Raw genomic sequence first — 25,748 nt, 5'->3', positions numbered from 1 at the left:
GAAAACGTAGACGGGCAAACAGTCAGCGAGGCGTTATTGAGGCGGAGGAGTGTCCGCCTCACGCTTTTCTGGACGCGGTTATTTCGCCGCCAGCAGGCATAAATTCAGCGCCACTTCATACGATTTCACAAATGACGGCACAGGAAGAAACTCAAAGCGCGAATGGAAATTGTGCGCGCCGGTGAAGAAGTTTGGCGTGAGCAATCCTTTGGCAGACAGCGCCGCGCCGTCCGTGCCACCGCGCATTGGCGTCACTTTGGGTTCAATGTCCAGCGTGTCCAGTGCGGCAAACAGCAGATCGATGGCGCGGCGATCGTCGGTGATGGCGTTGCTGATATTGCTGTAGATATCGGTGAGGGTATAGGCCACGCTGCCAGTCGGGTACTGCGCGGCAATCTTCTCTGCGATTGTGGCAATCTGCTGCTTCCGCTGTTCAAACGTGGCTAAATCAAAATCGCGGATAGAGGCTTTGAGCTTCGCTTCATTAGCGTTCGCCGTCAGGTCGTTAAACCAGATATAGCCCTCGCGCCCTTCCGTATGCTCCGGCGTTTGCTGGCGATCGAACTGGCTGATAAAGTCATGTGCCATGAGCAACGGGTTAACCAGCACGCCTTTCGCCGACATCGGGTGCGCAGGCACACCGGTAAAGCGAATTTCCGCGGAAGCTGCGTTGAAGTTCTCATACACCACTTCACCCAGCTCGCAGCAGTCGATGGTGTAGGCAAAATCAACATCGAAGCGTTTGAGATCGAGCGCTTTCGCCCCACGCAGCCCAATTTCTTCGTCCGGTACGAAGGCTACCACGATATCGCCGTGCGGCGTCGCGTCAGTCAGGTTCTCCATGAGCGTCATGACCACGGTAACGGCGGCCTTGTTGTCCGCGCCGAGTACGCTGGTGCCGTCGCTAAAAATAATGTCCTGCCCAACATATGGCAGAATTTCTGGGTGTTCCGCCGTGCGTAGCCAGATGTCCTGTTCGGTATTCAGACACAGATCTTCACCGGTAAAACGCAGAGTTTGCGGGTGAATATGCGGCGACAGGCCGACGTCAACCGTATCGATATGCGTAATAAAACCGATGCGCGGTGCGGACGGACAGTTACCCAGCTTCACGGCTGTCACGGTGGCGTGCTCATCAATCACCACATTCTGTAGGCCCAGTGTTCGCAGTTCGTCCGCCAGCAGTCGCGCCATCTCATGCTGTTCCGGCGTGCTGGGCAACGTTGTCGAACTGGCATCGCTTTGGCTGGTGACGGCGAGGTAACGATAAAAACGCGTGCTGAGCTGATGAGCCAGACTGTCTGTCATAACGAATCCTTTTCATTCAGTAATAGCTAGGATTGTTATCCTAACGTAAAAATTATTTCATTCGGTGGTTTTATTGGTCATTTTATTGTCATGGCTTTTCTCTTTCAGGCAGGGGACGTCAGAAAGCAAATACACTAAATGGGATACGAATAACACAACAATGGGACACGAATAACACAACAAGCGAGAACTGGAATGAAAAAAGCAGGAATACGATTGACGCTGGCGGTCGCCTCAGCGGCCGAGGCAACCTCATGGCCTGCCCAGCGTTATCTTTCCCGTTGCGTTCCCCGTACAATACCCCCTAAGATTGCCTGCTTTTTTTGGCCTGAATGGCTGTGATTAACGATCGAATGGTTACCGAGTAGCGTTATGCGTGTTCTGCTTGCCCCGATGGAAGGGGTTCTCGACTCATTAGTGCGAGAACTGCTGACTGAAGTAAATGATTATGACCTGTGCATCACCGAGTTTTTACGCGTGGTGGATCAGTGCCTGCCGGTTAAATCCTTTTATCGCCTTTGCCCGGAGCTACAGCATGCCAGCCGTACGCCGTCAGGCACGCTGGTGCGCGTACAGTTACTGGGGCAATATCCCCAGTGGCTGGCGGAAAACGCGGCGCGGGCGGTGGAGCTGGGCTCGTATGGTGTCGATCTCAACTGCGGTTGCCCGTCGAAGCTGGTGAACGGTAGCGGGGGCGGGGCGACGCTGTTGAAAGATCCCGAGTTGATTTATCGGGGTGCAAAAGCGATGCGTGAGGCGGTGCCTGTGCATTTGCCGGTCACAGTGAAAATCCGTCTGGGCTGGGATTCCGGCGCCCGCCAGTTTGAGATTGCCGACGCGGTGCAGCAGGCGGGTGCAACTGAACTGGCCGTGCATGGGCGCACGAAGGAAGACGGTTACAAAGCCGAATGCATTAACTGGCAGGCAATAGGGGAAATCCGCCAGCGATTGCAGATTCCAGTGATCGCCAACGGCGAAATCTGGGACTGGCAGAGCGCGCAGGACTGTATGGCGACAACGGGCTGCGATGCGGTGATGATCGGGCGGGGCGCGCTGAATGTGCCGAACCTGAGCCGCGTGATTAAGTATAACGAACCGCGTATGCCGTGGCCGGAGGTCATGCTGCTGCTACAAAAATATGTGCAGTTGGAAAAGCAGGGTGACACGGGACTGTATCACGTCGCGCGCATCAAACAGTGGCTCGGCTATTTGCGTAAAGAGTACGACGACGCCACCGAGTTATTCAGCGAGATCCGCACCCTGAAGACCTCAACAGATATTGCACGCGTGATTGGTGAGCCATAGAGACTCACCGTTTCCTCATTATCTGCTTTCTTACATCTGCCTTCCTACGCTTCGTGTTTCCATCATGCTGTTCAGATTTAACGCACTTCATCACTCTCTCGCTGGCCTGCACTTTACTTTACGAATCGGTTGGCGGTATAACACTCCATCTATCTGGAAGTTTAGACGTCTATAATGAAGGGTCACCATGGAACAACACGCATCAGGCACGGAAGGGCAGTTTAAGCGCACCATGAAAGCTCGCCATTTGGTGATGCTCTCGCTCGGTGGCGTCATCGGCACCGGTCTGTTTTTTAATACGGGCTACATTATTTCCACGACGGGCGCGGCGGGGACGCTCTTGGCGTATCTGATCGGCGCGCTGGTGGTGTATCTGGTGATGCTGAGTCTGGGTGAGCTGTCCGTCGCGATGCCGGAAACCGGGGCGTTCCATGTGTATGCGTCCCGCTATCTCAGCCCGGCTACAGGTTATACCGTGGCGTGGCTGTATTGGCTGACGTGGACGGTTGCACTGGGCTCTAGCCTGACCGCCGCCGGTTTTTGCATGCAGTATTGGTTCCCGCAGGTGCCGGTATGGACCTGGTGTTTGCTGTTTTGTGTGCTGATCTATCTGCTGAATATCGTGTCGTCCCGTTTCTTTGCCGAAGGGGAATTCTGGTTCTCAATCGTTAAAGTCGTCACGATTCTCGCTTTTATCGTGCTCGGCGCAGGTGCGATGTTTGGCTTTATTCCGATGCAGGACGGCTCACCCGCGCCGTTCTTCCAGAACATTACCGCGTCTGGCTGGTTCCCACACGGCGGCCTGCCGATCCTGATGACGATGGTGGCGGTAAACTTCGCTTTCTCCGGTACGGAGCTGATCGGCATCGCGGCTGGAGAAACCGAGAATCCGCAGAAGGTCGTGCCGATGGCGATTCGTACGACCGTTGCGCGACTGGTGATCTTCTTTCTGGGCACGGTGCTGGTACTGGCGGCGATCATTCCGATGGAAGAGGCCGGTATCGCTAAAAGCCCGTTTGTGCTGGTGTTTGAAAAAATTGGTATTCCTTACGCCGCCGACATTTTTAATTTCGTGATTTTGACGGCGATCCTGTCTGCCGCTAACTCGGGGCTGTATGCCTCGGGGCGTATGCTGTGGTCGCTGTCCAACGAAGGCACGTTGCCGCGCCGTTTTTCTCGTCTGACGCGCCGTGGCATTCCGCTTTTTGCTATTTCCGTCAGTATGCTGGGCGGGCTGCTGGCGCTGTTTTCCAGCGTGGTCGCGCCGGATACTGTCTATGTGGCTTTGTCTGCGATTTCTGGTTTTGCCGTCGTGGCGGTGTGGCTGAGCATCTGCGCCTCGCACTATATGTTCCGCCGTCACCATGTCCGCTCGGGAAAACCGCTTTCCGAGCTGCAATATCACGCCCCTTGGTTCCCCATCACGCCGATCCTTGGCTTCCTCTTGTGTCTGCTGGCCTGCGTCGGGCTGGCGTTTGACCCAAGCCAGCGGATTGCACTGTGGTGTGGAATTCCGTTTGTCGCACTGTGCTATGGTGCTTATTATTTCACGCAGTCAATGAAGAAACGTAGGTTAACGGGAGCGGAAGACATTGCGTAAAAATACGGTTACCGAAATGCTGGCGACGGCCTCAACGATTGTACTGGACGGCGCGTTGGCGACCGAACTGGAAGCGCGCGGCTGTGATTTAACGGATCCGCTGTGGTCGGCGAAAGTGCTGGTTGAAAACCCGGCGCTGATTTATCAGGTGCATCTCGATTATTTCAATGCCGGGGCGCAGTGTGCGATTACCGCCAGCTATCAGGCGACACCGCAAGGGTTTAAGGCGCGCGGGTATAGCGAAGCGGAATCACTGGCGCTGATTGCCAAGAGCGTGCAGCTGGCGGCGCAGGCGCGGGATGATTACCGTCGCGATAATCCGCAGGCTGGGACGCTACTGGTGGCTGGATCGGTGGGGCCGTACGGTGCCTATCTGGCGGATGGTTCGGAGTATCGCGGTGATTACCAACTGCCGCAGGCCGAGATGATAGCGTTTCATCGGCCGCGTATCGCGGCGCTGCATGAGGCGGGTGCCGATCTGCTGGCCTGCGAGACGCTGCCGTCTTTTGCTGAAATAGAGGCATTGATTGCGTTACTGGCCGAGTTCCCTCACGCGCAGGCCTGGTTCTCTTTCACGCTGCGTGACAGCGAGCACCTCAGCGACGGCACGCCATTGCGCACGGTGCTGGCGCGGGTCAACGCCTGTTCGCAGGTGGTCGCTGTGGGTATCAACTGTATCGCGCTGGAAAACGTGACACCCGCGCTGACGCACCTGTCCTCGCTGACGGATTTGCCGTTGGTAGTTTATCCCAACTCCGGTGAGCAGTATGATGCGGTAACGAAAACCTGGAACAGCGCTCACGATGACGCCTGCTCGTTGATAACGTATTTGCCCGAGTGGCAGGCAGCAGGTGCACGCCTAATTGGTGGCTGTTGCCGAACCACACCTGCGGATATCGCCGGTATTGCACGCTGCTGCCAGCATGAGGGGCAGCACTAAATAAGGGGATGCCGTGATGGAAAATGATGTGAATCTGCAACAGGCGTACTCGCTTGCCAGACAACGCGTAGCGTCTGGTGTGCCGGTAACGGTGCTGTACATTGGCGAGCAGCAGACGACGGTTGTCTGTGGGACGTCATCAAAACCGTCGGCAACCCTGCAATTGACCATCGGTTTTGACAAAACGGCGGCGGCGTTTTTCAGGCATCTTCCGCCAACACCGGACGAAATGGAGCGGGCGATCATGGCGGTAGAGGATGAAGTGACGCGCATTCGCCACGATATTCCTGCGGATTCCGTTCTGTTTTCTTTCGACCCTGCCTTGGTCACTATTGCTCAGATTTCGGGAGCAGAAGAAGAGGAAGCAGGTTGGCGATTGCCGCAGGATGACATGGAGCGGACATTTAAACGTCTGGAGCGCGTCATGCTGGGCAGCCCGGCGACCTGGGAGGGAATTCCGCTAGAGAATGCCTTCTCCGCCCGATTGCTGATTTTGCGTGAGTTTATGCACCACCACGGCTTCGATTTTTCACTGATTTTGCGATTACCAGCAGTTACTGCGTGAAGAACTAGCGGTTTTTCCCTTCTCAGCTACTATTAACGGCGGTCAGCGTCCAGCAAGGGTTCTGGCCGCATTTTTTTGCTGGGTAATCGCCGATAGCATTCGTCAACAGAGAGTCGTTGCCAGGAAATTGCGCTCGGGATATCTGACGTTGTAAGGTAATAACGCCGTATGATTATCGCGGTACCAAGATGTGATAGGACGTAAGGTGTTAATCAAGGAGGATAAGAGGACGGCCATTGGGCCATATTATGTTACCTGTATGATCTATTTTGCGGATGACTGAACCATTATTATCTTGAATTCTCGTATGACAGCGTAATAAAGCGCTGTTCGGTGTGGCGGAGAGTCAATTTTATTTCAGGGAATCCAGTGAGGGGAAAGAACATGGTTGAACATTTCACAGGGAAATATGAAGTTGAACTTAAATTTCGCATCGACGATATAGCCGTTTTTAGAAATACGCTTTTTAGCCTTCATCCTGAGGCTTTCGTCTTTGAAAATAAAGAACATGATGTTTATTACGATGATGCAGAGAATCGCCTGCGACAGCAAAATATCAAAATGCTGGTGCGCCGCATGGAGCCATCGGGCATTAAACTCTGGATTGTCAAAGGGCCAGGAGTCGATCGCTGTGAAGCGGTTAACGTGGAAGGCTTTGAAAAAACCGACAGCATGTTACAGACGTTGGGGTATCGACCTCTTTTTGAAATTCATAAAATCCGCAGCATCTACTTTTTAAACGCCTTCCATATTACGCTCGACTATATTGAATCACTGGGTTATTTCGTCGAAATATCCGTGATGACCGATGATGAAACCCAGTTGAAAGCACTTAGAGAACGGTGTATAGAGTGTGCGTTACGGCTTCAACTGCCATTGGATAATATTGAAACGAAATCTTATTATCAATTATTAGGTTTTAATTAATTGTTCTTTTCTGGTTATTGAATTTTTTTATTTACACATGGGAAAACGATGAAAAAATCTTTTTTGGCGGTGCTGGCTACGTTAGTGATGGCGTGCTCTCTGTCCGTTCATAGTAGCGATGGGGTGCACTATAAAGACGGTGTTTACCCCGGTAAAGCGCAGGGAAAGGCGGCAGACGTTGAGGTCACGGTCAGCATTAAAGACGGGAAGATCGCGAATGCTGAAGTGCTGAAGCATGGCGATACCGAAGCGATGATGCTGAGCGCGACGGATCAAATTGTGCCGGAACTCATTGAGAAGCAGGACATTAACAAGGTGGATGCGGTAACAGGGGCAACGTTATCGAGTCAGGGCGTGATTAATGCGGTGAAACAGGCGCTGGAACAGGCCAAAGTCACGCCGTAGTCACACCGGTTTTTGGCTATTACCGTTGATGAAGGCTTAATTGATGAAGGCCTTAGTGATGAAGGAACAGTATTGCCGTGGAAAATCTGCTGATCATTTTGCGTCACACGCCTTACTGGGTGTGGATCGTTTTGAGTTACCTGATTTATGCTGGCGTAAAAGCTAGCCAGCCGCGGCAGCAATCGTTGGTGCGGATGTTGGTTGTGCCGATGATTTTCATGGCGTGGGGCATCAGTGCGATTTTTCATACGCTGCGACTCCCACTTGCGGCAGCGGGCGGATTTCTACTGGCGTTGATTATTGGGCTGGGTATCGGATGGGCGTGGGGAAAAACGTCAGGCATTTACTTGCCGGAGTCGCGCCGTTTTCAGCGCAGCGGTTCGTGGTGGCCGTTGGCCTTAATGCTGCTGACGTTTTGTTCTCGTTTCTATTTTTCCGTCCAACTGGCTCGGTTTCCCGCGTTGGCGCATGACCCCGTATTCTGCCTGCTGTCCGGTGCGGCAAGTGGGATTACTGCGGGGATATTCGGCGGCGTCAGCTTACGTTTGCTCAACCAGATGCACAAAATAAAACCATCGCTAACGTAATGCCAGAAAAAACAGTATGTTGCTCAAACCGTTTGTCAAAATTTGTCACAAAGCTTTTCTGCTGCATGAGTGCGCAGGGAAGGGCGGTAAATTATAATGCCGCTGCCCATCCCTTTCATTTAACAGAATACTGTTTAAGTTATTGAAGAATGACTAAAAATTTTAAGCTTTCTCTTTTTGGCCTATTGGTGCTATCAACCCATGCTGTGATGTTGCCTCAGGCTGTGGCGAAAGCGCCGACGTACTCCGCTGGCACTGCGCATCAGGAAATTGCTTCCGGTAGCGCCATGGTGGTGGATCTGCGTGATAACCACATCCTGTATTCCAGTAATCCTGATGTGGTGGTGCCGATTGCTTCGGTGACGAAACTGATGACGGCGCTGGTGGTGCTGGATGCCAATCAACCGCTGGATGAAATTATCTCTGTCGATATCAGCCAGACGAAAGAAATGAAAGGGGTCTACTCGCGTGTTCGTCTGAACAGTGAGATCAGCCGCCGCGACATGCTGTTACTGGCGCTGATGTCATCCGAAAACCGCGCGGCGGCTAGTCTGGCGCACCACTATCCGGGCGGCTATCAGGCGTTTATCCGCGCGATGAATGCCAAAGCCCGTGCGTTGGGTATGGCCCACACGCGCTATGTAGAACCAACCGGGTTGTCCATCAATAATGTCTCGACTGCCCGCGATCTCACCAAGCTTTTGATTGCCAGCAAGCAATATCCGCTGTTGGGCCAGCTTAGTACTACACAGGAGAAAACCGCGACGTTCTCCCACCCGGCGTACAGCCAGCCGTTCAGAAACACCAACCATCTGGTCTATAAAGCGGACTGGAGCATTCAGCTCACCAAAACCGGCTTCACGAATCAGGCGGGACACTGTCTGGTGATGCGTACGGTCATTAATCAGCGGCCTGTTGCGCTGGTGGTGTTGGATGCTTTCGGTAAATACACGCACTTTGCGGATGCTAACCGCCTGCGTAAGTGGATGGAAACCGGTAAGGTCAGCGAGGTGCCTGCTGCCGCGTTGAGCTATAAGAAACAAAAATCACTGGCTTCCCGCCAACCGCAGAGCATGGCGAGTATCGAAACCGAATAATCAGTACTCCCCTTCCTGATGGTTGGGAAGGGGATGTCTTGACGGTGGCCGAGCGAGCCACCGAATGCGACGGGCTGTCACGCTTGAGCGCGAAAATCTTCTATCACTTCACCCGCTTTTTTCACTTCTTCATCATGCGCAACTTCACGCCAGGTTTCCGCTAATGCGTCCTGTAGCCAACGCTGCATAGCCGGCTGCGCTAGCAGATGGTCGCAATAGGCAGTGGCTTCCGGCGAAACGGGAAGTTGGTAAGTTTTGATACGGAAGACAACCGGTGCAAAGAAGGCGTCCACGGCCGAAAATTGTTTTCCTGCCAGAAACGGTCCGCCAAAGCGCGTCAGTCCTTCCTGCCACAGTTCGCAGATGCGAGTAATGTCATTGCTGAGGTCAGGCGATATGTCGTTCATTTTAACGCGCACGCCGCAGCTCATGGAGCAGGTGTTACGCAGTGCGGTAAAGCCGGAATGCATTTCGGCAGCGGCACAGCGTGCCCAGGCGCGGGTTTTAGCATCAGCAGGCCAGACGCCGGGATGTTGTTCAGCCAAATATTCGGTAATCGCCAATGAATCCCAGACGGTGGTCTCGCTATCGATCAGGCAGGGAACTTTTGCCGTCGGCGAAAAGACCTTAAATGCCGGCTGTGCCATGCCCGGCGCAAAGGCAACTAGTTTCTCTTCGAAAGGAATCGATAGTGCTTTCAACAGCACCCACGGACGCAGTGACCAGGACGAATAGTTTTTATTGGCGATATACAACTGATACATGTCTGAGGCTCCTTGTGTTAACGAAGCCTTAGGATTAGCACGAAAGGCGGTAGAAATCATCTTGCATCTATCCGCCTGTATGCTGTGTGAGGATCGGCAATAAAGTCCGCAATAAACCACGGGAAAGAGGGATATCAGGCGACGATAACCTGCTGGCAATTCATCTGGAGTAAAGACAACTCGGGTTTATCCGCACTAGAGGCATCAGTCACCACCATATCGATTTCCTGCAGGGTGGCATAGACAACCCGACTGGTGACGCCGATCTTGCTGTGATCCGCGAGGATAATGCGCGTTCTGGCATGTTGCACCATGGATCGAGCAATTGCCGCCTCGTGGTGAGCAAAACTGGTGGCGCCAGAGACCGCATCGACACCGACCGGAGAAAGCAGCGCCACGTCGGCACGGTAGCGTTCCAGTTCATTGATGGTGATATCACCACTGGTTGCCTGTGCTGAGGCGCCCATGTATCCACCGAGTAGTATCACGCTATGCTGTGCGACCGATTCTGCTGAAGTGAGTTTCTGTGCGACGGTTAGGCTATTGGTAATGACCGTCATCCCCGGCATGGAAAGCAGTTCGTCGGCTAACAGAGAAGTTGTACTGCCCGAGTCGATAAACAGCGTCTGCCCAGCCTTTAGCTGTTGTACTGCCGCACGGGCAATAGCCTGCTTTTCTTTTTCACGTACGGTATTGCGAATGGATAACGGCGGCTCCGGTTCCTGCGTGGTTGCGACTATCCCACCATGGACGCGACGTAATACCCCTGCCGCTTCCAGTTTTACAATATCGCGTCGTACTGTTTCGCGTGAAACACCGAGATGTTGAATAATTTTCTCGGTGCTCACCCGGTTTAATGTTGAGAGCAGAGCCTGTATGCGATGTAACCGCGTTTCTTCTAACATAGCTGTCCATTCGTTGATGTTTTGACATCGGTTACCATGATTGTCGCTTTTCTGTCACAAGATGCAGAAGGAGTGCGGTCATCGCTACGATGCCCATAATACAGGTCGAAAAAGCGGCAGCCTGTGACGTAAAGCCTGCTTCATCCAATCGCATAACGGTGACGGCACCTAAAGGCAGCGACGGCGTGACCAAAAAAATCACGGCGGATAGTGTAACCATTGAGCGCATGAATAAAAACATGGCGACTGAAATCAACGTTACGCGCATGGCAGGCAGATACACATCACGCAAAATACGTACCACGCCGCCGCCTAAAACAGTCGTGGCGTCTTCCATCGCATGCGGCACATTGCGTATTCCCATCATCATCGTGGTGTAGCCTTGCGTGTGATAGTGGTAATAATTACATAATGCCACCAGCAGTGCCGATCCATACAGCATTCCCCAAGGGAGATCGGCCGTATTGAACGTGAACACGTAAGAGAGCCCCAACACCAGCCCGGGAACAGCTACAGGCAATGCGCTCAGCAGTACCGCGGCATTGGCAACTTTGCCGGGTTGCCGATGAACGCCGAAGGTCAGCAGGAATAACAGCACGGTGCCAACCACCGCCGCCAGTGCGGAGATCCAGACTGACGTCCACAGTGGTGTATAGCCCCCAGCGAGATCGATATCGTAATGTTTAAGTGTCAGATCCAGCCGGTACGGCCATAGACGTATCATACTGGCAATAATGACGGTGCCAATAACGGCGACAATTGTGAAGGCGATAGTCATCGTTGCCAGATAGAACGACATATCGCGCGCGCGCAGCGGTTGTGGAATGTGTGGGATCGCTGCATGTGAGCCGATCGCTTTTTGCCGTCTGGCCGTTGCGCGCTCTATCCAGATCGATGCAGCGGCAGGTAACAGGAGCAGGATCCCGACGACGGCTCCCATGCCGAATTTCATTTGGCCACTCACCTGGCTGTAGATCTCGGTCGCCAGTACCGAGAAGTTGCCGCCGATGACAATGGCGTTGCCGAAATCTGTGATCGTGATGGTGAAGATGACGAAAGCTGCACTCAGCAGGCCGTATCGTAGGCTTGGGAGGGTGATATCCAAAAACTGTCGCCAGTCCGAGGCACCCAGAACGTTAGCGGCTTCATACTGGCGAGTATCGCTATGACGCAGTGTGGTACGAATGATGAGAATCGCTTGCGGTAGTGCGTACAGGACGTTGGCGATCAATAATCCCCAGAAACCATAAATATCCAATCGCACGCCAAGAAGATTACCGATAATGCCATTTCTTCCCAACAGAAAAATTAATCCCAATCCCAACACCAGCGAGGGAGCAAGTATCGGCAGCGAGGTCGCAAATGCGATAAAACGCTTTGCTGGCATCGCCGTACATTCCAGCCCATAGGCGACAATAAACCCGAGCAAGAGCGTTACCAGTGTGGTGACGATGCCAAGTAACAGACTGTTGATCGTCGCGCGCCAGATGCCGGGCGAATCCATTAGCGCCAAATAATTTGATAGCCCAACGGTACCGTTTTGATCGTTCAACAGACTGTGCCAGACGATACTCAGCATCGGTATGCCGAAGAACATGAGCAGCGCCAGCAGCGGGATCCACAGACACAGACGAGAAAGCCAGCGGTCACTGGCCGTTTGCGGGGGAAGACGTGTCTGATTCATGATTGCACCCAGGCGCAGTCTTCTGCGCGAATCGAGAGATGAATGGGGTCGCCAGGATTCCAGTTCACGGCGCTGCTGGTCTCGACTAATAGCGGCTGCGATTTCCAGACCACCTGTATGCGTTGGATGCTCCCGAGAAAACTGGTGTTGATGACCCGTCCTTCTGCACCTTCCGCTTTATGTAATGCAATCCTTTCCGGTCGGATAAATAATTCAGCGCCTTCTGGTAGTGCAGAGGGGAGCAGTTCCGGCATCCACGTGTTGACGACATCGCGTGACAGCAGATTGCTGTGCCCCATGAATTCGGCAACGAAGCGTGTGCGTGGGCTGGTGTAAAGTTCGTGCGGCGTCCCTTCTTGCACAATGCGTCCACCGTGCATGCAAATGATTTTATCCGCCATGCTCATCGCTTCTTCCTGATCGTGAGTGACCATCAAGGTGGGAATGCCGAGCCGCTGTTGCACGTCGCGTAATTCCTGACGCAATCCGGCGCGCACGCGAGCATCTAGTGCCGAAAGGGGTTCATCCAGTAACAGTAGAGACGGGTTGACCGCCAGCGCACGTGCGATAGCGACACGCTGTTGCTGCCCGCCTGAAAGCTGGGCAGGATAACGATCGCCGAAGCCACTAAGGCGTACGGTGTCCAGCAGATCGCTGACGCGTGCGGCAACTTCCTCTGCAGGCGTCTGGCGAATTTTGAGCCCATAGCCAATATTTTGCGCAATCGTCATGTGGGGAAAAAGCGAGTAAGACTGAAAGACAATGCCAAAACCTCTTTCCCTGGCAGGTACGTTAACCAGATCGCGATCGTCCAGCGTGATTTTTCCTCCATCACAGCTTAGTAATCCGGCAATGATGCGCAGCAATGTCGTTTTGCCACAGCCGCTGGGCCCAAGAAGACAGACAAATTCGGCATTTTCGATCGACAAATTGATGCGATCGAGTGCGACATAACCCTCAAAGCTTTTATAGAGATTTTTAATAACCAGTGCCATGATGCGGACCTCTTAATTACGGCTGCCGCGAAGGTACGAACACGCTGCGCGGCAGTCTTTACTGCGAATACAGGCCATTATCGACCGATGGATTTTTGCCAGGTTGCCAGTGTGGCGTCGCGTTCGTTGGCGCTTTTGGTGAAGTCCACAGGGTAGAGTACGTGTGTGAGATCGGCTGGCAGACCCGCCATTTGCGCGGCTTTGGACTGTTCAACGCCAGGGATTGTCACGATCTCTTTATATTTGGTGTAGAGCGTGGCGGCATGGCTCGAAAGTGTCCAGTCGAGGAAACGCTTGGCATCCGGTTTGTTCTTGGCTGCGCTCATCAGAGCGGAGGCCTCCAGCTCATAGCCTGCGCCATCATTTGGGATCACCATTTTGATGGGGTAGCCTTCTTCAATTGACTGCATAGCGGCAAAAGCCAGCGATACGCCAATGGCATATTCTCCCGTGCGTGCTGCTTTGCAGGGGCGAGAGCCGGACTTGGTGTATTGGGCGATATTGCCATCCAACGACTTCAGAAAGGCCCAACCGTTTTGTTCCCCTTTGGCTTGTAGCAATGCGGCGATTTGTAGGTAACCTGTGCCGGACGAGACGGGATTCGGCATCACAACCTCTCCCTTGTAGATCGGATTAGTCAGATCCTGCCAAGAGGCGGGCACGGGAAGATTTTTGGCTTTTAGCGCTTCGGTGTTGACGCAAAAGGCCGCCATATAGCCGGTTGCCGCAAACCACTTGTGATCCGGTGCGCGATAGGTGGCGGCAAGGCTATCACTGCCTTTGGCATCGTAAGGCTCCAATAATGCAGATAACCGTGGGTCCATCACGCTGGTTACGGCCCAGCCCCAAATGACGTCATGCTGCGGATTTTTGGATTCGGCCAGAATCCGTGGTCCAAGGTCGCCAGTAGACAAGCGCAGTACGTTAATGGTCAGGTCGGGCAAATCTTTTTTGGCCTGTGCGACGTAATCTTTGATCTCATCTTCTTCCAGCGAGGTATAGACCGTGATGGTACCCGCGTGTGCGGCAGCGTTAACCAGCGTGGCACAGGTGAACGCAGTGAGCAGACTGACGCGGCGAAATAAAGATCGGTTCATAAATGTTCCCCTACGGTTGTGGAAAATGTTGGCATCGGTGTCACCGTCGCCTCGAACGGTAAATCATCCATTCTGTGCATTTTTGTGTTTATTGCGAGTGGTTATGAGGTTTTAGCACTAATCGTGCCATTTTCTGATTTTACGAAAAGTAATGTTGATATAATTATATAAAACAAGTGGTTACTTATGTTTCTTTGCAAGCAGAGTCATTCGATTAACAGATGGACGGAACCGTGCATCTTTTTTGTGATGTTTTTATTGCACTTTTTTGGCATTTTTGTGCATCAAAAAAGTGCATTTTTTTGTATTTGTGTATTTTATTGCTTTTGGTGTAGGGTGAGTGTTATCTGAACATGCACGATGCGTTTCCTCATGTAATACGCAGTCGGGCCACTACCTTTCCTACAGGAGTCATTATGGCGACACGATCAACCATCATGGATACCAATAGCTTTCGTACTGAGCATGCGGATGCGTTGGATGAAGATACGCGGAGACTGACGGATAGGCGTTCTCAGGTGTTAGGGGACTCTTATCGTTTGTTCTACCGTAATCCGGTACATCTGGTTCGCGGTGAGGGACAATATTTGTGGGATGCCGCTGGACATAAATATCTGGATGTCTACAACAATGTTGCCAGTATCGGACACTGCCACCCTGCGGTCATCGACGCCGTTCACAAGCAAATGTGTCTGCTTAATACCCATACCCGCTATTTGCACGAACGTATTCTGGATTACTCCGCGGATATTCTCAGTACCGTACCTGCTGCCATCAATAAGGCGATGTATATGTGTACTGGGTCGGAGGCTAACGATCTGGCGATCCGTGTAGCGCGAGCCTATAGCGGCGGGACGGGCATTATTGTGAGTCGAGAAGCCTATCACGGGACCAGCGAGTTGACGTCCGGTGCGTCACCTGCGCTTGGAAGCGGGCAGCCTTTGGCGGCGACAACCCGTCTTGTGCCTGCTCCCGATCGTTATCGCGTGAATGCCCCCGATCTGGGTGTCTGGTTCGCGCAACAAATTCAACGGCAAATTGATGATATGGCCGCGAACGGCATCAAATTTGCTGGTTTTCTTGCGGATTCCATTTTTTCTTCGGATGGCGTATTGCCGGGACCTGCAGGTTACCTGAAACCAGCGATAGATGTGGTTCATGCCAATGGTGGGATTTTCATCGCAGATGAGGTCCAACCAGGTTTTGCACGGACGGGCGAGCATTTCTGGGGATTTGGTCGGCACGATATTGTGCCTGATGTCGTGACGTTGGGTAAACCAATGGGCAACGGTATCCCCGTATCCGCGCTATTGGCAAAAGCCGATGTGCTGGCAGCATTCAGTGATGAAATTCCTTATTTTAATACTTTTGGTGGCAATCCCGTGTCGATAGCGGCGGCGCAGGCGGTATTAAACGTGATTCGTGAGGAAGGGCTACAGGAACACAGCCGTGTTGTTGGGGAAAAATTGAAGCGTGAGTTAACTCTGCTTGCCGATCGCCATGCGTGTCTCGGCGATGTGCGCGGTGCAGGGCTTTTTATCGGTTTTGAGTTGGTCAGCGATCGGGAAACAAAAACACCGGATAAAGCGCTGGCGCTGGACGTGGTTGAACAACTTCGAGCTGAACGCGTCCTGACATCGGTTGCTGGCCCGCATGGTAACGTGTTGAAGCTGCGTCCGCCGTTGGCATTTCAGGAACATGACATTGACTGGCTGGTCGGGGCGCTCGATCGCGCGCTAAGCTTGCAGTCACATCGGCGTTAATTCCCCCTCAGATACACATGCGTCGGCAGTTGTCCGCCGCATGTGGCGCTATGCTGGTTATTTTTTTCTGTAACTGCCCACGTTGAATGTAAGTTTTGCGTACCGTTTAGCATTATTCTTGCAGTTTTTATTAAATGAAACCTCAATAAATGCACTATATTACGCGCTGTGCATTTGAGTGCGTCGGTGCGGCAACCACTATCGGGAAGCCTTATTTGCTTAAGGCAGGAGAAGGTGTTTTTCACCTTGTCAGAGAAGGGATGTGACCGTCGGAATCTTCAACCTGTCTTGTGCTTCAGCGCATTATTCTGTTCTGCTCTGACGCCTGGATTGACTGGGTCTTTATAACGAATGAAATGGCTTACTTCACTGACTATAGCAATTGGACTTGCTTGTAATCCGGCGTTTGCGCAGGAGTTGACGTCTGCGCCGGCCTCACTATCGGCTTCACATCAGCAACGTGATGCGTTTGTCACGGACCTGCTGAAGAAAATGACGCTGGAAGAGAAGATCGGCCAGCTCCGATTAATCAGCGTTGGGACAGATAACCCGAAAGAAGCCATTCGGGAAATGATCCGAAACGGCCAGGTTGGTGCGATTTTTAATACGGTGACCCGCCCGGACATCCGTGCGATGCAAGATCAGGTGATGCAACTCAGCCGCCTGAAGATTCCCCTGTTTTTTGCCTACGACGTGGTACACGGTCAGCGCACCATTTTCCCTATCGCACTGGGATTGGCCTCCAGTTGGGATATGGACGCGATTGCGAAAAGTGCGCGCGTAGCGGCGTATGAAGCGACGGAAGACGGGCTGAACATGACTTGGGCGCCGATGGTGGATATCACCCGCGATCCGCGCTGGGGTCGTGTGTCAGAAGGCTTCGGTGAAGATACTTGGTTGACCAGCAAAATTGCTGGTGTGGTGGTCAAATCCTTTCAGGGTGATGACGTAACCGGACGCCACTCGTTGATGACCAGCGTAAAACACTACGCACTCTACGGTGCGGTTGAAGGCGGACGTGACTATAACACCGTGGACATGAGCCCTCAGCGCATGTTCCAGGATTATATGCCGCCTTACAAAGCAGCGATTGACGCGGGCAGCAGCGGCGTGATGGTCGCGCTGAACTCAATCAACGGTACACCAGCGACCTCCAACAGCTGGTTGCTGAAAGACGTTCTGCGCGATCAGTGGAATTTCAAAGGCATCACCATTACCGATCACGGCGCGATTAAAGAGCTGATTAAGCATGGCGTAGCCAGCGATCCGCGTGATGCATCGCGTCTGGCAGTTAAATCCGGTATCGGTATGAGCATGAGCGACGAGTATTTCGTGCGCTATCTGCCCGAGCTGGTGAAAAGCGGCGCGGTGAGCGTGCAGGAGATCGACGATGCCTGCCGTCAGGTGCTGAACGTGAAATATGATATGGGGCTGTTTGAAGATCCGTATCGTCACTTGGGGCCAGTCGGTTCCGATCCGGTAGATACGAATGCGGAAAGCCGCTTACACCGTCTGGATGCGCGTGACGTGGCGCGTAAAAGTCTGGTGCTGTTGAAAAACCGCCTGCAAACGCTGCCATTGAAGAAAGAAGGCACGATTGCTGTTGTAGGGCCATTGGCTGACAGCCAGCGCGATACGATGGGAAGCTGGTCTGCCGCGGGCGTAGCGAAACAGACGATTACCGTTTATCAGGGTCTGAAGAATGCCGTCGGCGATAAAGCCACCATTCTCTATGCCAAAGGTGCCAACGTCAGTAATCACAAAGGCATTATCGATTTCCTGAATCAGTATGAAGATGCCGTTCAGGTGGATAAACGTCCGCCGCAGGTGATGATCGATGAAGCCGTGGCAGCAGCGAATAAGGCAGATGTCGTCGTCGCAGTGGTCGGCGAAGCCGCCGGGATGGCGCATGAAGCGTCCAGCCGTTCGAACATCGACCTGCCGCAAGGTCAGCGTGACCTGATTGCCGCGCTGAAAGCCACGGGTAAACCGCTGGTTCTGGTGCTGATGAATGGACGCCCTCTGGCGCTGGTGCGTGAAGATCAGCAGGCCGATGCGTTACTGGAAACCTGGTTCAGCGGTACGGAAGGGGGCAATGCGATCGCCGATGTGCTGTTTGGTGACTATAACCCATCCGGCAAGCTGCCGATGTCCTTCCCACGTTCCGTCGGCCAGATCCCAATTTATTACAATCACCTGCCATCAGGCCGTCCTTACACGCCGGAAAACCCAGGCAAATATACCTCTCACTACTACGATGAGGCCAACGGGCCGCTCTATCCGTTCGGTTACGGTCTGAGCTACACCACCTTCAGCGTGTCAGATGTGCGTTTGTCCAGCCAGACCATGAAGCGTAACGGGACGATCAACGCCAGCGTAACGGTGAAAAACACCGGCAGCCGCGCAGGGGAAACGGTAGTGCAGCTGTATCTCCATGATGTAGTGGCTTCCATCAGCCGTCCGCTGAAGGAACTGCGTGGCTTTGAGAAAGTAATGCTACAGCCGGGAGAATCCCGCACGGTCACCTTCACGCTCGATCAGGACGCGCTGAAGTTCTACAATGCCCGCATGCAGCAGGTGGTGGAACCCGGTAAGTTCGACGTGATGATTGGTCTGGATTCACAGCGTGTGAAGCGCGACAGTTTCACCCTGCTATAATGCAGCTCATCTCGCCGCCGAGAATACCGGCGGCGAGATGAATTGTGATGACCGTAATACAGAATCATTGTCGGAGAATCAGGTCTTGCAGGAGAAAGGTATGCCGTTGACTGAAGTGGTGCTGGTTGATGAAAATGACAGGCCAACGGGCGTAATGGAAAAGCAGGAAGCGCATGTAAAAGGAGCATTGCATCGTGCGATTACCGTCTATGTTTTCAACTCTCGCCAGCAATTGTTATTGCAGCGGCGCGCAGAGGAGAAATACCACAGCGGCGGTTTATGGAGTAATACTTGCTGTAGCCATCCTGCGCCCGGTGAAGAGACGTTGCAGGCAGCACATCGCCGTTTGTATGAAGAAATGGGGTTACGTTGTGCGCTGACGCCAATGTTCACGCTGACCTATCGTTTGCCGCTGGATAACGGGCTGATTGAGCATGAGCTGGGGCATGTGTATTTTGGCGTGACGGACGACGTTCCGCAGATGAATCCTAATGAAGTGTCGAGCTACGCTTACCAGTCAATAGACGAGATTGCCCAGCAGATGGCGACGACGCCCGAACAGTTTACGGCCTGGTTCCAACTGACCTTCGCACGTATTCCTGAGTACTGGCAGACGTTTCAGTCTGAACAACCAAATTAAGTAAAGCGATGCTGATTGCGGCGTTTCCGTGCTGCACCGTTCGTGCCGTCGGCGGGCGCTATGGGCCGAAAGCCTCAGCCCGCGTGCTCGATAATAATGTAGCCCACGAGCATCATGCCGGACATGCCACCTAAGGCAAGCAGGGCAAAGAGACCGATAATACCGATTTTTTGAAGAGTCATCAGGTTATCCTTTTGTTAATTGCCCCGAATTATAAAGCCTTCTGCCCATGAAACAAGGCCGAAACGCGCCTTGCTTTTTAAATGCCTTTCATTACTGAAATAACAATTACCGAAATAACAGCAGTAGACCGAAAAACATCAGAATGACACCAGCTCCGCGCTCGATCGGGTTCAGCCAGCGGGTTAAATGCTGCTGAATCAGCGGGCGAGCGATCAGCGCGGCGATCAATAAATCCCACACCAGCACGACAGAAAACATCCAGCTACCGCTGACGACTTGCTGCGTAGGTGTCACATGTTGCCCAAGAATGCTGGTCATCAGGCTGATGTAGAACAGCATGTTTTTGGGATTCAGTAGCGCCGAGCCGAGCCCTAGTAGGATTTGTTTACGCAGCGTCGGGCAGCGGTCGGACTGTTGTTCCGCCTGTAGCGATAGCATAGAGCGACTTTTCACTAACTGGTAACCAATCCAGAGCAGATAAGCCGCCCCGGCTAATTCGATGAGGCTAAACAGCATGGGCGAATGTTGAATGCCCGCCCAGCCGATCGCCGCCAGCAGAATATAAATACCGTTACCCAGCGCGATGCCCAGACAAATTCCCGCGCTGCCGCGCAGTCGGTAGCGAATGGCGTAGGCCGTCAGCAGAAAGAAGTCTGGGCCAGGGCTCAGTAGCGCCACAAAATGCGCCAGCGCCAGAGCAGGAAAGTGGGTGGGGAAGAGCGAATCGGCGGAAAAAAGGGGATTGATAAACATGATATTCCTGACCTCGATAGATAATCGAGGCCAGTCTAGACAAGGTGTTCGGCTATTTATTGTCAAATATTGATCGTGCGTACTGACCCGGTGTCGCGGCGGTGTATTGCACAAACGTTTTGTGGAAGTGGCTCTGATCGCAGAAGCCGCTTTGATAGCTGGCATCCACCAGCGGCGTGCCCTGTTTCAGTAGAGATTTGGCATATTCAATGCGGGCATTATTCAGGAAGGCCATCGGTGTAATACCGGTATCGTGACGAAACTGTCGCACGATGGTTTCACGTCGCAGATTCAGCTCCTCCGCCAACGTTTCCAGCGAGGGCGATTCTTGCAAATTATTCAGCAGACGCTCGCGTACGTGTCGCGTCGTAGTTTGCGAAGCGTGATGGGGTAAGGCGGTCAAACAGGACGGCGCAGACTGGCAATATTGTCGCCAAATGGGCTCCAGCATTGCTTTGAGCTGGTTATCTGCCGATATAATCTCCCCCCGATACAGCAGGGCAACCACGTGCTGATAGCGTATAAACAGTGCGGGATCGCGCAGAACAACGCGGTTGCAATGCAAGGTCTCCGCCTGATAGCCACAGTGAGCCGCGATCTGCTCGAGACACCATTCGGTATCCAGATAAAGCATGTGATAACTGCGTGTTTTTCCGGGCAGCGGGTTACAGCTGTGTGGCTGTTGAGGATCGATGAAGATCAGATCGCCAACCTGCAAGTGATGCACGTCGTTGCGGTAATGGCAAAGCGTTTCGCCGTGTTCTATCGCGCCAATCGAGAACTGTGCATGGCTGTGTGTTTTATAGGCGTGGCTGCTGTTGCGCGTGCTGCGGCTTTCAACATGCGGTAGTCGTGGCGAAAACCAGTACGATTGGTTAATGGCGTGGACTGAAGACATAATTGACTGCTCGCGATAAAGACCGTGTTTGATAAAAATACATGTTTGATAAAAATACATGTTTGATAAAAATAATAGTTTACCCTAATCGCTGGGCAGACGATTGTCGAGGTCGGAATTGGCGCGAACGTGATATCGGCTGACGTCGCCGAGCGTCTGTGGGACAATGGCGGCTAGATTACCCAGATACAGAGTATGCATGACGCTGTCCCCCGCAATAAAATTGCAGATTGGCCAATGGTATAAAGCCCTGCAAGAGCAAATCCCAGATTTTATTTCCCGCGTTCCCCAGCGACAGATGATTGCCGAAGTGGCGAAAACGCTGGCGGGCGATTACCCGCGCCATTTGGCTATTGAAGCGCCAACCGGCGTCGGGAAAACGCTTTCTTACCTGATCCCGGGTATTGCGGTAGGGCGTGCGGAGGACAAAACGCTGGTGGTCAGCACCGCGAATGTGGCGTTGCAGGATCAGATTTACAGCAAAGATTTACCACTGTTGCAGAAGTTTATTCCCGAACTGACATTTACCGCTGCATTTGGCCGTCGTCGTTATATTTGCCCACGTAATCTGGCGATGCTGGCCACCGATCCCGATGCGCAGGGGGATTTACCACTCTTTCTGGATGATGAAGTAATGTCTGCCAGCAAGGAGGAAAAACGTACCTGCGTGCGGCTTGAAAAAGCGCTGCAAGGTCACGTCTGGGACGGACTACGCGATCATTATCAGGATTCAATTGACGATAGCCTGTGGCAGAAATTGTGTACGGACAAAGCGAACTGTCTCGCGCACAACTGCCATTATTACCGCGAGTGCCCGTTCTTTATCGCACGGCGTGAGATCGAACAGGCCGATGTTGTCGTCACCAACCATGCGCTGGTGATGGCGGCGATGGAAAGCGAATCGGTACTTCCTCCCCCTAAAAATCTCCTGTTGGTGCTCGACGAAGGGCACCACATTCCCGACGTTGCCCGCGATACGCTGGAGATGTCTGGCGACATTCATCCGGCTTATATGATGGCTCAACTGGAACAACTGGTGCAGCTTGTCGGCCAGTGCATGGCGCAATTTGCCCCTAAGTCACCGCCGCGACTCGCTAACAGCGAGCGGTTAACCAGCCACTGTGAGGAGATCCGCGAGTGCGTGCTGTCTTTCTCGCAAATGTGCGGGTTATTTCTTCCGCAGGACGGGCAGGAAACCGAGTACCGTTTTGCGATGGGCAAAATGCCGGATGAAATGCGTGAACTCTGCGTGCGGTTGTCCAAACTGACGGACACGTTGCGTGCGCTGGCAGAGTATATGCTTAACGATCTCAGCGAGAAAACCGGCAAGCATGACGTGGTGCGGGTCTATCAGGCATTACTGAAAATGAGTCGCCAACAGGGTTATCTTGAGTCCATGAGCAAGCTGTGGCGGCTGGCGGCGATGGAGAAATCGTCGAACGCGCCGGTCTCCAAATGGATCACACGGGAAATGCGCGATAACCAGCCGCATCTTCACCTGCACTGTGCGGGCATTCGCGTCTGCGATCAGCTTGAAAGGCTGTTGTGGGGGAAGGTCTCGCACGTTGTGATGACCTCGGCAACGCTGCGTTCGCTGAACAGTTTTGCGCGTATACAAGAGCTTTCTGGCCTGAGCGAGCAAGAAGGGGACACCTTCATCGCGCTGGATTCGCCGTTCAACCACCGTGAGCAGGGGCGTCTGGTAATACCTAAGATGCGTTATGAACCGTTGATGGAATCTGAAGCGCAGCATATTGCTGAAATGGCACAATTTTTCCGAGCAGAGCTAAAACAGGATAAGCATAAAGGGATACTGATGCTGTTTGCCAGCCAGCGTGCGATGCAGCTCTTTCTGACGCAGGTGACCGATTTACGCCTGATGCTGCTGGTTCAGGGAGATAAGCCGCGTTACAGGCTGGTAGAGCTACACCGTCAGCGGGTACAGGAAGGCCAGACCAGTGTGCTGATTGGCTTGCAGTCCTTTGCGGAAGGATTGGACCTGAAAGGGGAGCTCCTTTCTCAGGTGCATATCCATAAAATTGCGTTTCCGCCTATCGACAGTCCGGTCATTCTGACGGAAGGCGAATGGCTAAAAAGCCTCAAACGGCACCCGTTTATCGTACAAAGCTTGCCCAGTGCCTCGTTTAACCTCATCCAGCAGGTTGGACGCCTTATTCGTAGCCATGACTGCTTTGGTGAAATCGTCATTTACGATCGGCGCCTGTTGACCAAAGGCTATGGCGCCCAGCTGCTGGCCGCGCTGCCCGTCTTCCCGATTGAACAACGGGACATGCCATAACCAATTCCTCTTTATCCGTTCGTCGAATAAGGGGGTAATTATCCCCTATTTAGCGCTATATTTTTTTATTCTTATTTGTTAGATTTGTCTCGGAACAGCAAGGATGCCGTTAATACGTGTGACAAAATATGTCATTACGTCGTGCGGTTTTTATCAACCGAGGACGGATACCATAATGAAAATTGACACAGTGAATAAAAATTCCTTCCTTTTCAAAAATGAATGCCGTGTTGCATCCGTTTCTCTTGCTGTCCATACCAATGACAATAATAAAAATTAGTCGCCGTGACCTTATTATTTATTATTTTATAATAACGAAAGTAATTAGCGTTCTTTCTTAATTATTTCTTTATAGTGATAATTTTTATTTATATGCATTTTTTGGATATAAATATGTTTAGTGAGTTTCTTCTACCCAGGAGACGATTAGACCGCGGCTATGTGCGGGACATGCAATACCTCGATTGCATGAAGGGATTTAGGATTCTGATCATCCCGATCAGACTTATGGAGAAGAAAAGATGGCTTTACGAGATGAAGATAAGGATACCGCTGAATCGGCATTGCACGCAGCGGGTACGGGATATAGTGATGTGTACGATCTGTATAATTACCACTCCCGTGGTGATGGACAGCTTAATGGCAAACCCTCGTTCACAAGCGATCTGGCAGCGAAGGAAATTGTCCGTGACGGTCTGACCTGGAATGGCACGAACGTATTCGGCAAATCCGCTAGTTTGACCTATTCGTTCTTACAGAGCGTGAAGTCTATCCCTTCTGGCGATCAGGGTTTTGTGAAATTCAGTGCAGCCCAAGAACAACAAGCCAAACTGTCTCTGCAATCGTGGTCAGATGTGGCCAATCTCACGTTTACTCAGGTTAGCCCTACCCAAAAAGCTACCATCACGTTTGGTAACTACACCCGTGATTCAAGCGGTCAGATGGACTACGATACTCAGGCTTACGCTTATATGCCGGGTAACTACTCAGCGGCCGGCAGCGCCTGGTTTAACTACAACGCAGAAACAGTACGTAATCCGGCAACGGAATACGGCAAGCAGACGCTGACGCATGAAATCGGCCATGCGCTGGGTCTGAATCACCCTGGTGATTACAATGCAGGTGAAGGTAACCCGACCTACCGCGATGTGACCTACGCGGAAGATACCCGCCAATTCAGCCTGATGAGCTACTGGAGTGAGCAAAACACCGGAGGTGATTTCCAAGGGCACTATGCTGCAGGTCCGCTGATCGATGACATCACGGCGATCCAATATCTTTACGGCGCAAACATGAACACGCGCACGGGTGATTCGGTATACGGCTTCAACTCCAACGCGGGTCGTGATTTCTATTCAGCGAATAGCAACAGTGACAAACTGATCTTCTCCGTTTGGGATGCGGGCGGCACGGATACGTTTGATTTCTCTGGTTACCGAAACGATCAGCGCATCAACCTTAATGAAGGCGGATTCTCTGATGTTGGCGGCCTGAAAGGTAACGTGTCTATCGCTCACGGCGTCACGATCGAAAACGCAATCGGCGGCACTGGCAATGATATTATTCTCGGTAACAATGCGAATAATATTTTGCAGGGTGGCGCGGGTAATGATGTTATCTATGGTAGCGGCGGTGCAGATACGCTGACGGGCGGTGCGGGCAAAGATATTTTTGTCTATGCCAGCGCGAGCGATTCTTCCTATAAGACAGGTTATGACACCATCACTGATTTCCAACGCGGCATCGATAAAATCGATCTGTCAGCATTGAATCAAAAAGGTGATTTGCAGTTTGTCGAGTCCTTCACCGGACGTGGCAATGAAGCTCTGCTTAACTGGGATGCAGGTAGCAATACCACCGATTTGTGGCTGAATTTTGCGGATCAGACCACGCCAGACTTTGTTGTGCATATTGTTGGTCAGCCTTCTGCGGCAACCGATTTTATCGTGTGATGTAGCAAGGACGGGGTAACCCCCCGTCCTTTTCTGTTATCGACTTGGGGCCACTATGAAAAAGTTAATCATCGCGGCGTTGTTAAGTGCAATCAGCGGGGGATGTATGGCGAGTAGTTTGAAGTTGCCTTCAGCAAGTGAACTAAGCGGCATATGGCAATTGCGTGGTGGGGAACAACAGTGCGAGGTTGTACTGCACAATACGCCGTTAGCGGATAACACCTGGCGTTTTGAGGGTGATGCGCCATGTTTAAAAGCGCTGCTGCCGGATGTGCCTGCTGGATGGCGGCCGACGCCGGACGGTATCACGCTGACGAAAGAACAGGGCCAGTCCGTGGCGTTCTTTAGTAAGGAAAAAGAGGGCTATACGCTGATATTGCCTGATGGCAGTGCACGTACGTTGCATAAACAGCCCTGACATGA

General features: G+C 52.5%; 23 protein-coding genes. 14 read left to right on the top strand and 9 right to left on the bottom strand.

The genetic code is table 11. From position 1 onward, the window contains the following. Nucleotides 1–78 precede the first annotated feature (78 nt). Complete coding sequence (gene pepT / locus IG609_RS12650) at nucleotides 79–1,308, bottom strand: peptidase T (RefSeq protein ID WP_193399440.1); 1,230 nt, start codon at nucleotides 1,306–1,308, stop codon at nucleotides 79–81. Between the two features lie 372 nt (nucleotides 1,309–1,680). On the opposite strand from pepT, the gene dusC reads away from it, so the two are divergent. The 8 genes from dusC to pbpG all read left to right on the top strand — a co-directional run bounded on the left by dusC (nucleotide 1,681) and on the right by pbpG (nucleotide 8,734). After that, complete coding sequence (gene dusC / locus IG609_RS12645; protein ID WP_193399439.1) at nucleotides 1,681–2,613, top strand: tRNA dihydrouridine(16) synthase DusC; 933 nt, start codon at nucleotides 1,681–1,683, stop codon at nucleotides 2,611–2,613. A gap of 187 nt (nucleotides 2,614–2,800) precedes the next feature. Continuing rightward, a complete protein-coding gene (gene mmuP / locus IG609_RS12640; protein WP_193399438.1) occupies nucleotides 2,801–4,213 on the top strand; it encodes an S-methylmethionine permease in 1,413 nt (470 codons plus the stop codon). After that, nucleotides 4,206–5,153, top strand: a complete 948-nt coding sequence (gene mmuM / locus IG609_RS12635; protein WP_193401112.1) for a homocysteine S-methyltransferase — start codon at nucleotides 4,206–4,208, stop codon at nucleotides 5,151–5,153. The genes mmuP and mmuM overlap by 8 nt, the downstream gene beginning before the upstream one ends. Before the next feature lie 16 nt (nucleotides 5,154–5,169). Continuing rightward, complete coding sequence (locus IG609_RS12630; protein ID WP_193401131.1) at nucleotides 5,170–5,718, top strand: hypothetical protein; 549 nt, start codon at nucleotides 5,170–5,172, stop codon at nucleotides 5,716–5,718. Between the two features lie 384 nt (nucleotides 5,719–6,102). Next, nucleotides 6,103–6,645, top strand: coding sequence for a class IV adenylate cyclase (gene cyaB / locus IG609_RS12625; protein WP_116155085.1), 543 nt, complete (start codon nucleotides 6,103–6,105; stop codon nucleotides 6,643–6,645). A gap of 48 nt (nucleotides 6,646–6,693) precedes the next feature. Next, on the top strand, nucleotides 6,694–7,050 hold the full coding sequence (locus IG609_RS12620) for an FMN-binding protein (protein ID WP_193399436.1): 357 nt from the start codon (nucleotides 6,694–6,696) through the stop codon (nucleotides 7,048–7,050). Nucleotides 7,051–7,127: 77 nt separating this feature from the next. Beyond that, the gene (locus tag IG609_RS12615; protein ID WP_193399435.1) at nucleotides 7,128–7,637 is read left to right on the top strand and encodes a DUF6622 family protein; all 510 of its coding nucleotides are present in this window, start codon (nucleotides 7,128–7,130) and stop codon (nucleotides 7,635–7,637) included. 149 nt (nucleotides 7,638–7,786) lie between these two features. Beyond that, entirely contained in the window at nucleotides 7,787–8,734 is a 948-nt protein-coding gene (pbpG, locus tag IG609_RS12610; RefSeq protein ID WP_014914943.1) for a D-alanyl-D-alanine endopeptidase, read from the top strand. Between the two features lie 77 nt (nucleotides 8,735–8,811). Here pbpG and IG609_RS12605 read toward each other — a convergent pair whose 3' ends face one another. The 5 genes from IG609_RS12605 to IG609_RS12585 all read right to left on the bottom strand — a co-directional run bounded on the left by IG609_RS12605 (nucleotide 8,812) and on the right by IG609_RS12585 (nucleotide 14,179). Next, on the bottom strand, nucleotides 8,812–9,498 hold the full coding sequence (locus IG609_RS12605; RefSeq protein WP_193401110.1) for a glutathione S-transferase family protein: 687 nt from the start codon (nucleotides 9,496–9,498) through the stop codon (nucleotides 8,812–8,814). A gap of 134 nt (nucleotides 9,499–9,632) precedes the next feature. Beyond that, nucleotides 9,633–10,403, bottom strand: coding sequence for a DeoR/GlpR family DNA-binding transcription regulator (locus IG609_RS12600; protein ID WP_193401108.1), 771 nt, complete (start codon nucleotides 10,401–10,403; stop codon nucleotides 9,633–9,635). A 31-nt stretch (nucleotides 10,404–10,434) separates the two neighbouring features. Beyond that, nucleotides 10,435–12,087 (bottom strand): ABC transporter permease subunit, encoded by a 1,653-nt coding sequence (locus tag IG609_RS12595; protein WP_193399433.1) that lies wholly within the window; start codon nucleotides 12,085–12,087, stop codon nucleotides 10,435–10,437. Beyond that, a complete protein-coding gene (locus IG609_RS12590) occupies nucleotides 12,084–13,082 on the bottom strand; it encodes an ABC transporter ATP-binding protein (RefSeq protein ID WP_193399432.1) in 999 nt (332 codons plus the stop codon). Before IG609_RS12590 ends, IG609_RS12595 begins: the two co-directional genes overlap by 4 nt. A gap of 77 nt (nucleotides 13,083–13,159) precedes the next feature. Further along, nucleotides 13,160–14,179 carry an ABC transporter substrate-binding protein gene (locus IG609_RS12585; protein WP_102118699.1) on the bottom strand — a complete coding sequence of 340 codons (1,020 nt, stop codon included), beginning with the start codon at nucleotides 14,177–14,179 and terminating at the stop codon, nucleotides 13,160–13,162. Between the two features lie 416 nt (nucleotides 14,180–14,595). Here IG609_RS12585 and IG609_RS12580 point away from each other — a divergent pair, with 416 nt between their 5' ends. The 3 genes from IG609_RS12580 to idi all read left to right on the top strand — a co-directional run bounded on the left by IG609_RS12580 (nucleotide 14,596) and on the right by idi (nucleotide 19,240). Further along, nucleotides 14,596–15,942: an aspartate aminotransferase family protein gene (locus IG609_RS12580; RefSeq protein WP_102118698.1), complete on the top strand. Its 1,347-nt coding sequence runs from the start codon at nucleotides 14,596–14,598 to the stop codon at nucleotides 15,940–15,942. A 351-nt stretch (nucleotides 15,943–16,293) separates the two neighbouring features. Further along, nucleotides 16,294–18,600: a beta-glucosidase BglX gene (gene bglX, locus IG609_RS12575; RefSeq protein ID WP_193399431.1), complete on the top strand. Its 2,307-nt coding sequence runs from the start codon at nucleotides 16,294–16,296 to the stop codon at nucleotides 18,598–18,600. A 100-nt stretch (nucleotides 18,601–18,700) separates the two neighbouring features. Continuing rightward, entirely contained in the window at nucleotides 18,701–19,240 is a 540-nt protein-coding gene (gene idi, locus IG609_RS12570) for an isopentenyl-diphosphate Delta-isomerase (protein WP_193399463.1), read from the top strand. 74 nt (nucleotides 19,241–19,314) lie between these two features. Here the strand turns inward: idi and IG609_RS12565 are convergent, their stop codons facing one another. The 3 genes from IG609_RS12565 to IG609_RS12555 all read right to left on the bottom strand — a co-directional run bounded on the left by IG609_RS12565 (nucleotide 19,315) and on the right by IG609_RS12555 (nucleotide 21,074). Then, nucleotides 19,315–19,422 carry a membrane protein gene (locus tag IG609_RS12565; RefSeq protein WP_010297573.1) on the bottom strand — a complete coding sequence of 36 codons (108 nt, stop codon included), beginning with the start codon at nucleotides 19,420–19,422 and terminating at the stop codon, nucleotides 19,315–19,317. A gap of 106 nt (nucleotides 19,423–19,528) precedes the next feature. Further along, the gene (locus tag IG609_RS12560) at nucleotides 19,529–20,176 is read right to left on the bottom strand and encodes a LysE family translocator (protein WP_193399430.1); all 648 of its coding nucleotides are present in this window, start codon (nucleotides 20,174–20,176) and stop codon (nucleotides 19,529–19,531) included. A 52-nt stretch (nucleotides 20,177–20,228) separates the two neighbouring features. Then, the gene (locus IG609_RS12555) at nucleotides 20,229–21,074 is read right to left on the bottom strand and encodes a helix-turn-helix domain-containing protein (RefSeq protein WP_193399429.1); all 846 of its coding nucleotides are present in this window, start codon (nucleotides 21,072–21,074) and stop codon (nucleotides 20,229–20,231) included. A 199-nt stretch (nucleotides 21,075–21,273) separates the two neighbouring features. Here IG609_RS12555 and dinG point away from each other — a divergent pair, with 199 nt between their 5' ends. The 3 genes from dinG to IG609_RS12540 all read left to right on the top strand — a co-directional run bounded on the left by dinG (nucleotide 21,274) and on the right by IG609_RS12540 (nucleotide 25,743). Continuing rightward, entirely contained in the window at nucleotides 21,274–23,373 is a 2,100-nt protein-coding gene (dinG, locus tag IG609_RS12550) for an ATP-dependent DNA helicase DinG (RefSeq protein ID WP_193399428.1), read from the top strand. 521 nt (nucleotides 23,374–23,894) lie between these two features. After that, nucleotides 23,895–25,325 carry a serralysin family metalloprotease gene (locus IG609_RS12545; protein ID WP_193399427.1) on the top strand — a complete coding sequence of 477 codons (1,431 nt, stop codon included), beginning with the start codon at nucleotides 23,895–23,897 and terminating at the stop codon, nucleotides 25,323–25,325. A 106-nt stretch (nucleotides 25,326–25,431) separates the two neighbouring features. Next, nucleotides 25,432–25,743 (top strand): protease inhibitor Inh/omp19 family protein, encoded by a 312-nt coding sequence (locus IG609_RS12540; RefSeq protein WP_193399462.1) that lies wholly within the window; start codon nucleotides 25,432–25,434, stop codon nucleotides 25,741–25,743. Nucleotides 25,744–25,748 lie beyond the last annotated feature (5 nt).

Origin of the sequence: Pectobacterium quasiaquaticum, from assembly GCF_014946775.2 — a bacterium.
GTDB classification, from domain to species: domain Bacteria; phylum Pseudomonadota; class Gammaproteobacteria; order Enterobacterales; family Enterobacteriaceae; genus Pectobacterium; species Pectobacterium aquaticum.
Note: the sequence above shows the minus strand (reverse complement) of the source record. Positions and strands in the feature narration are given on the sequence as shown.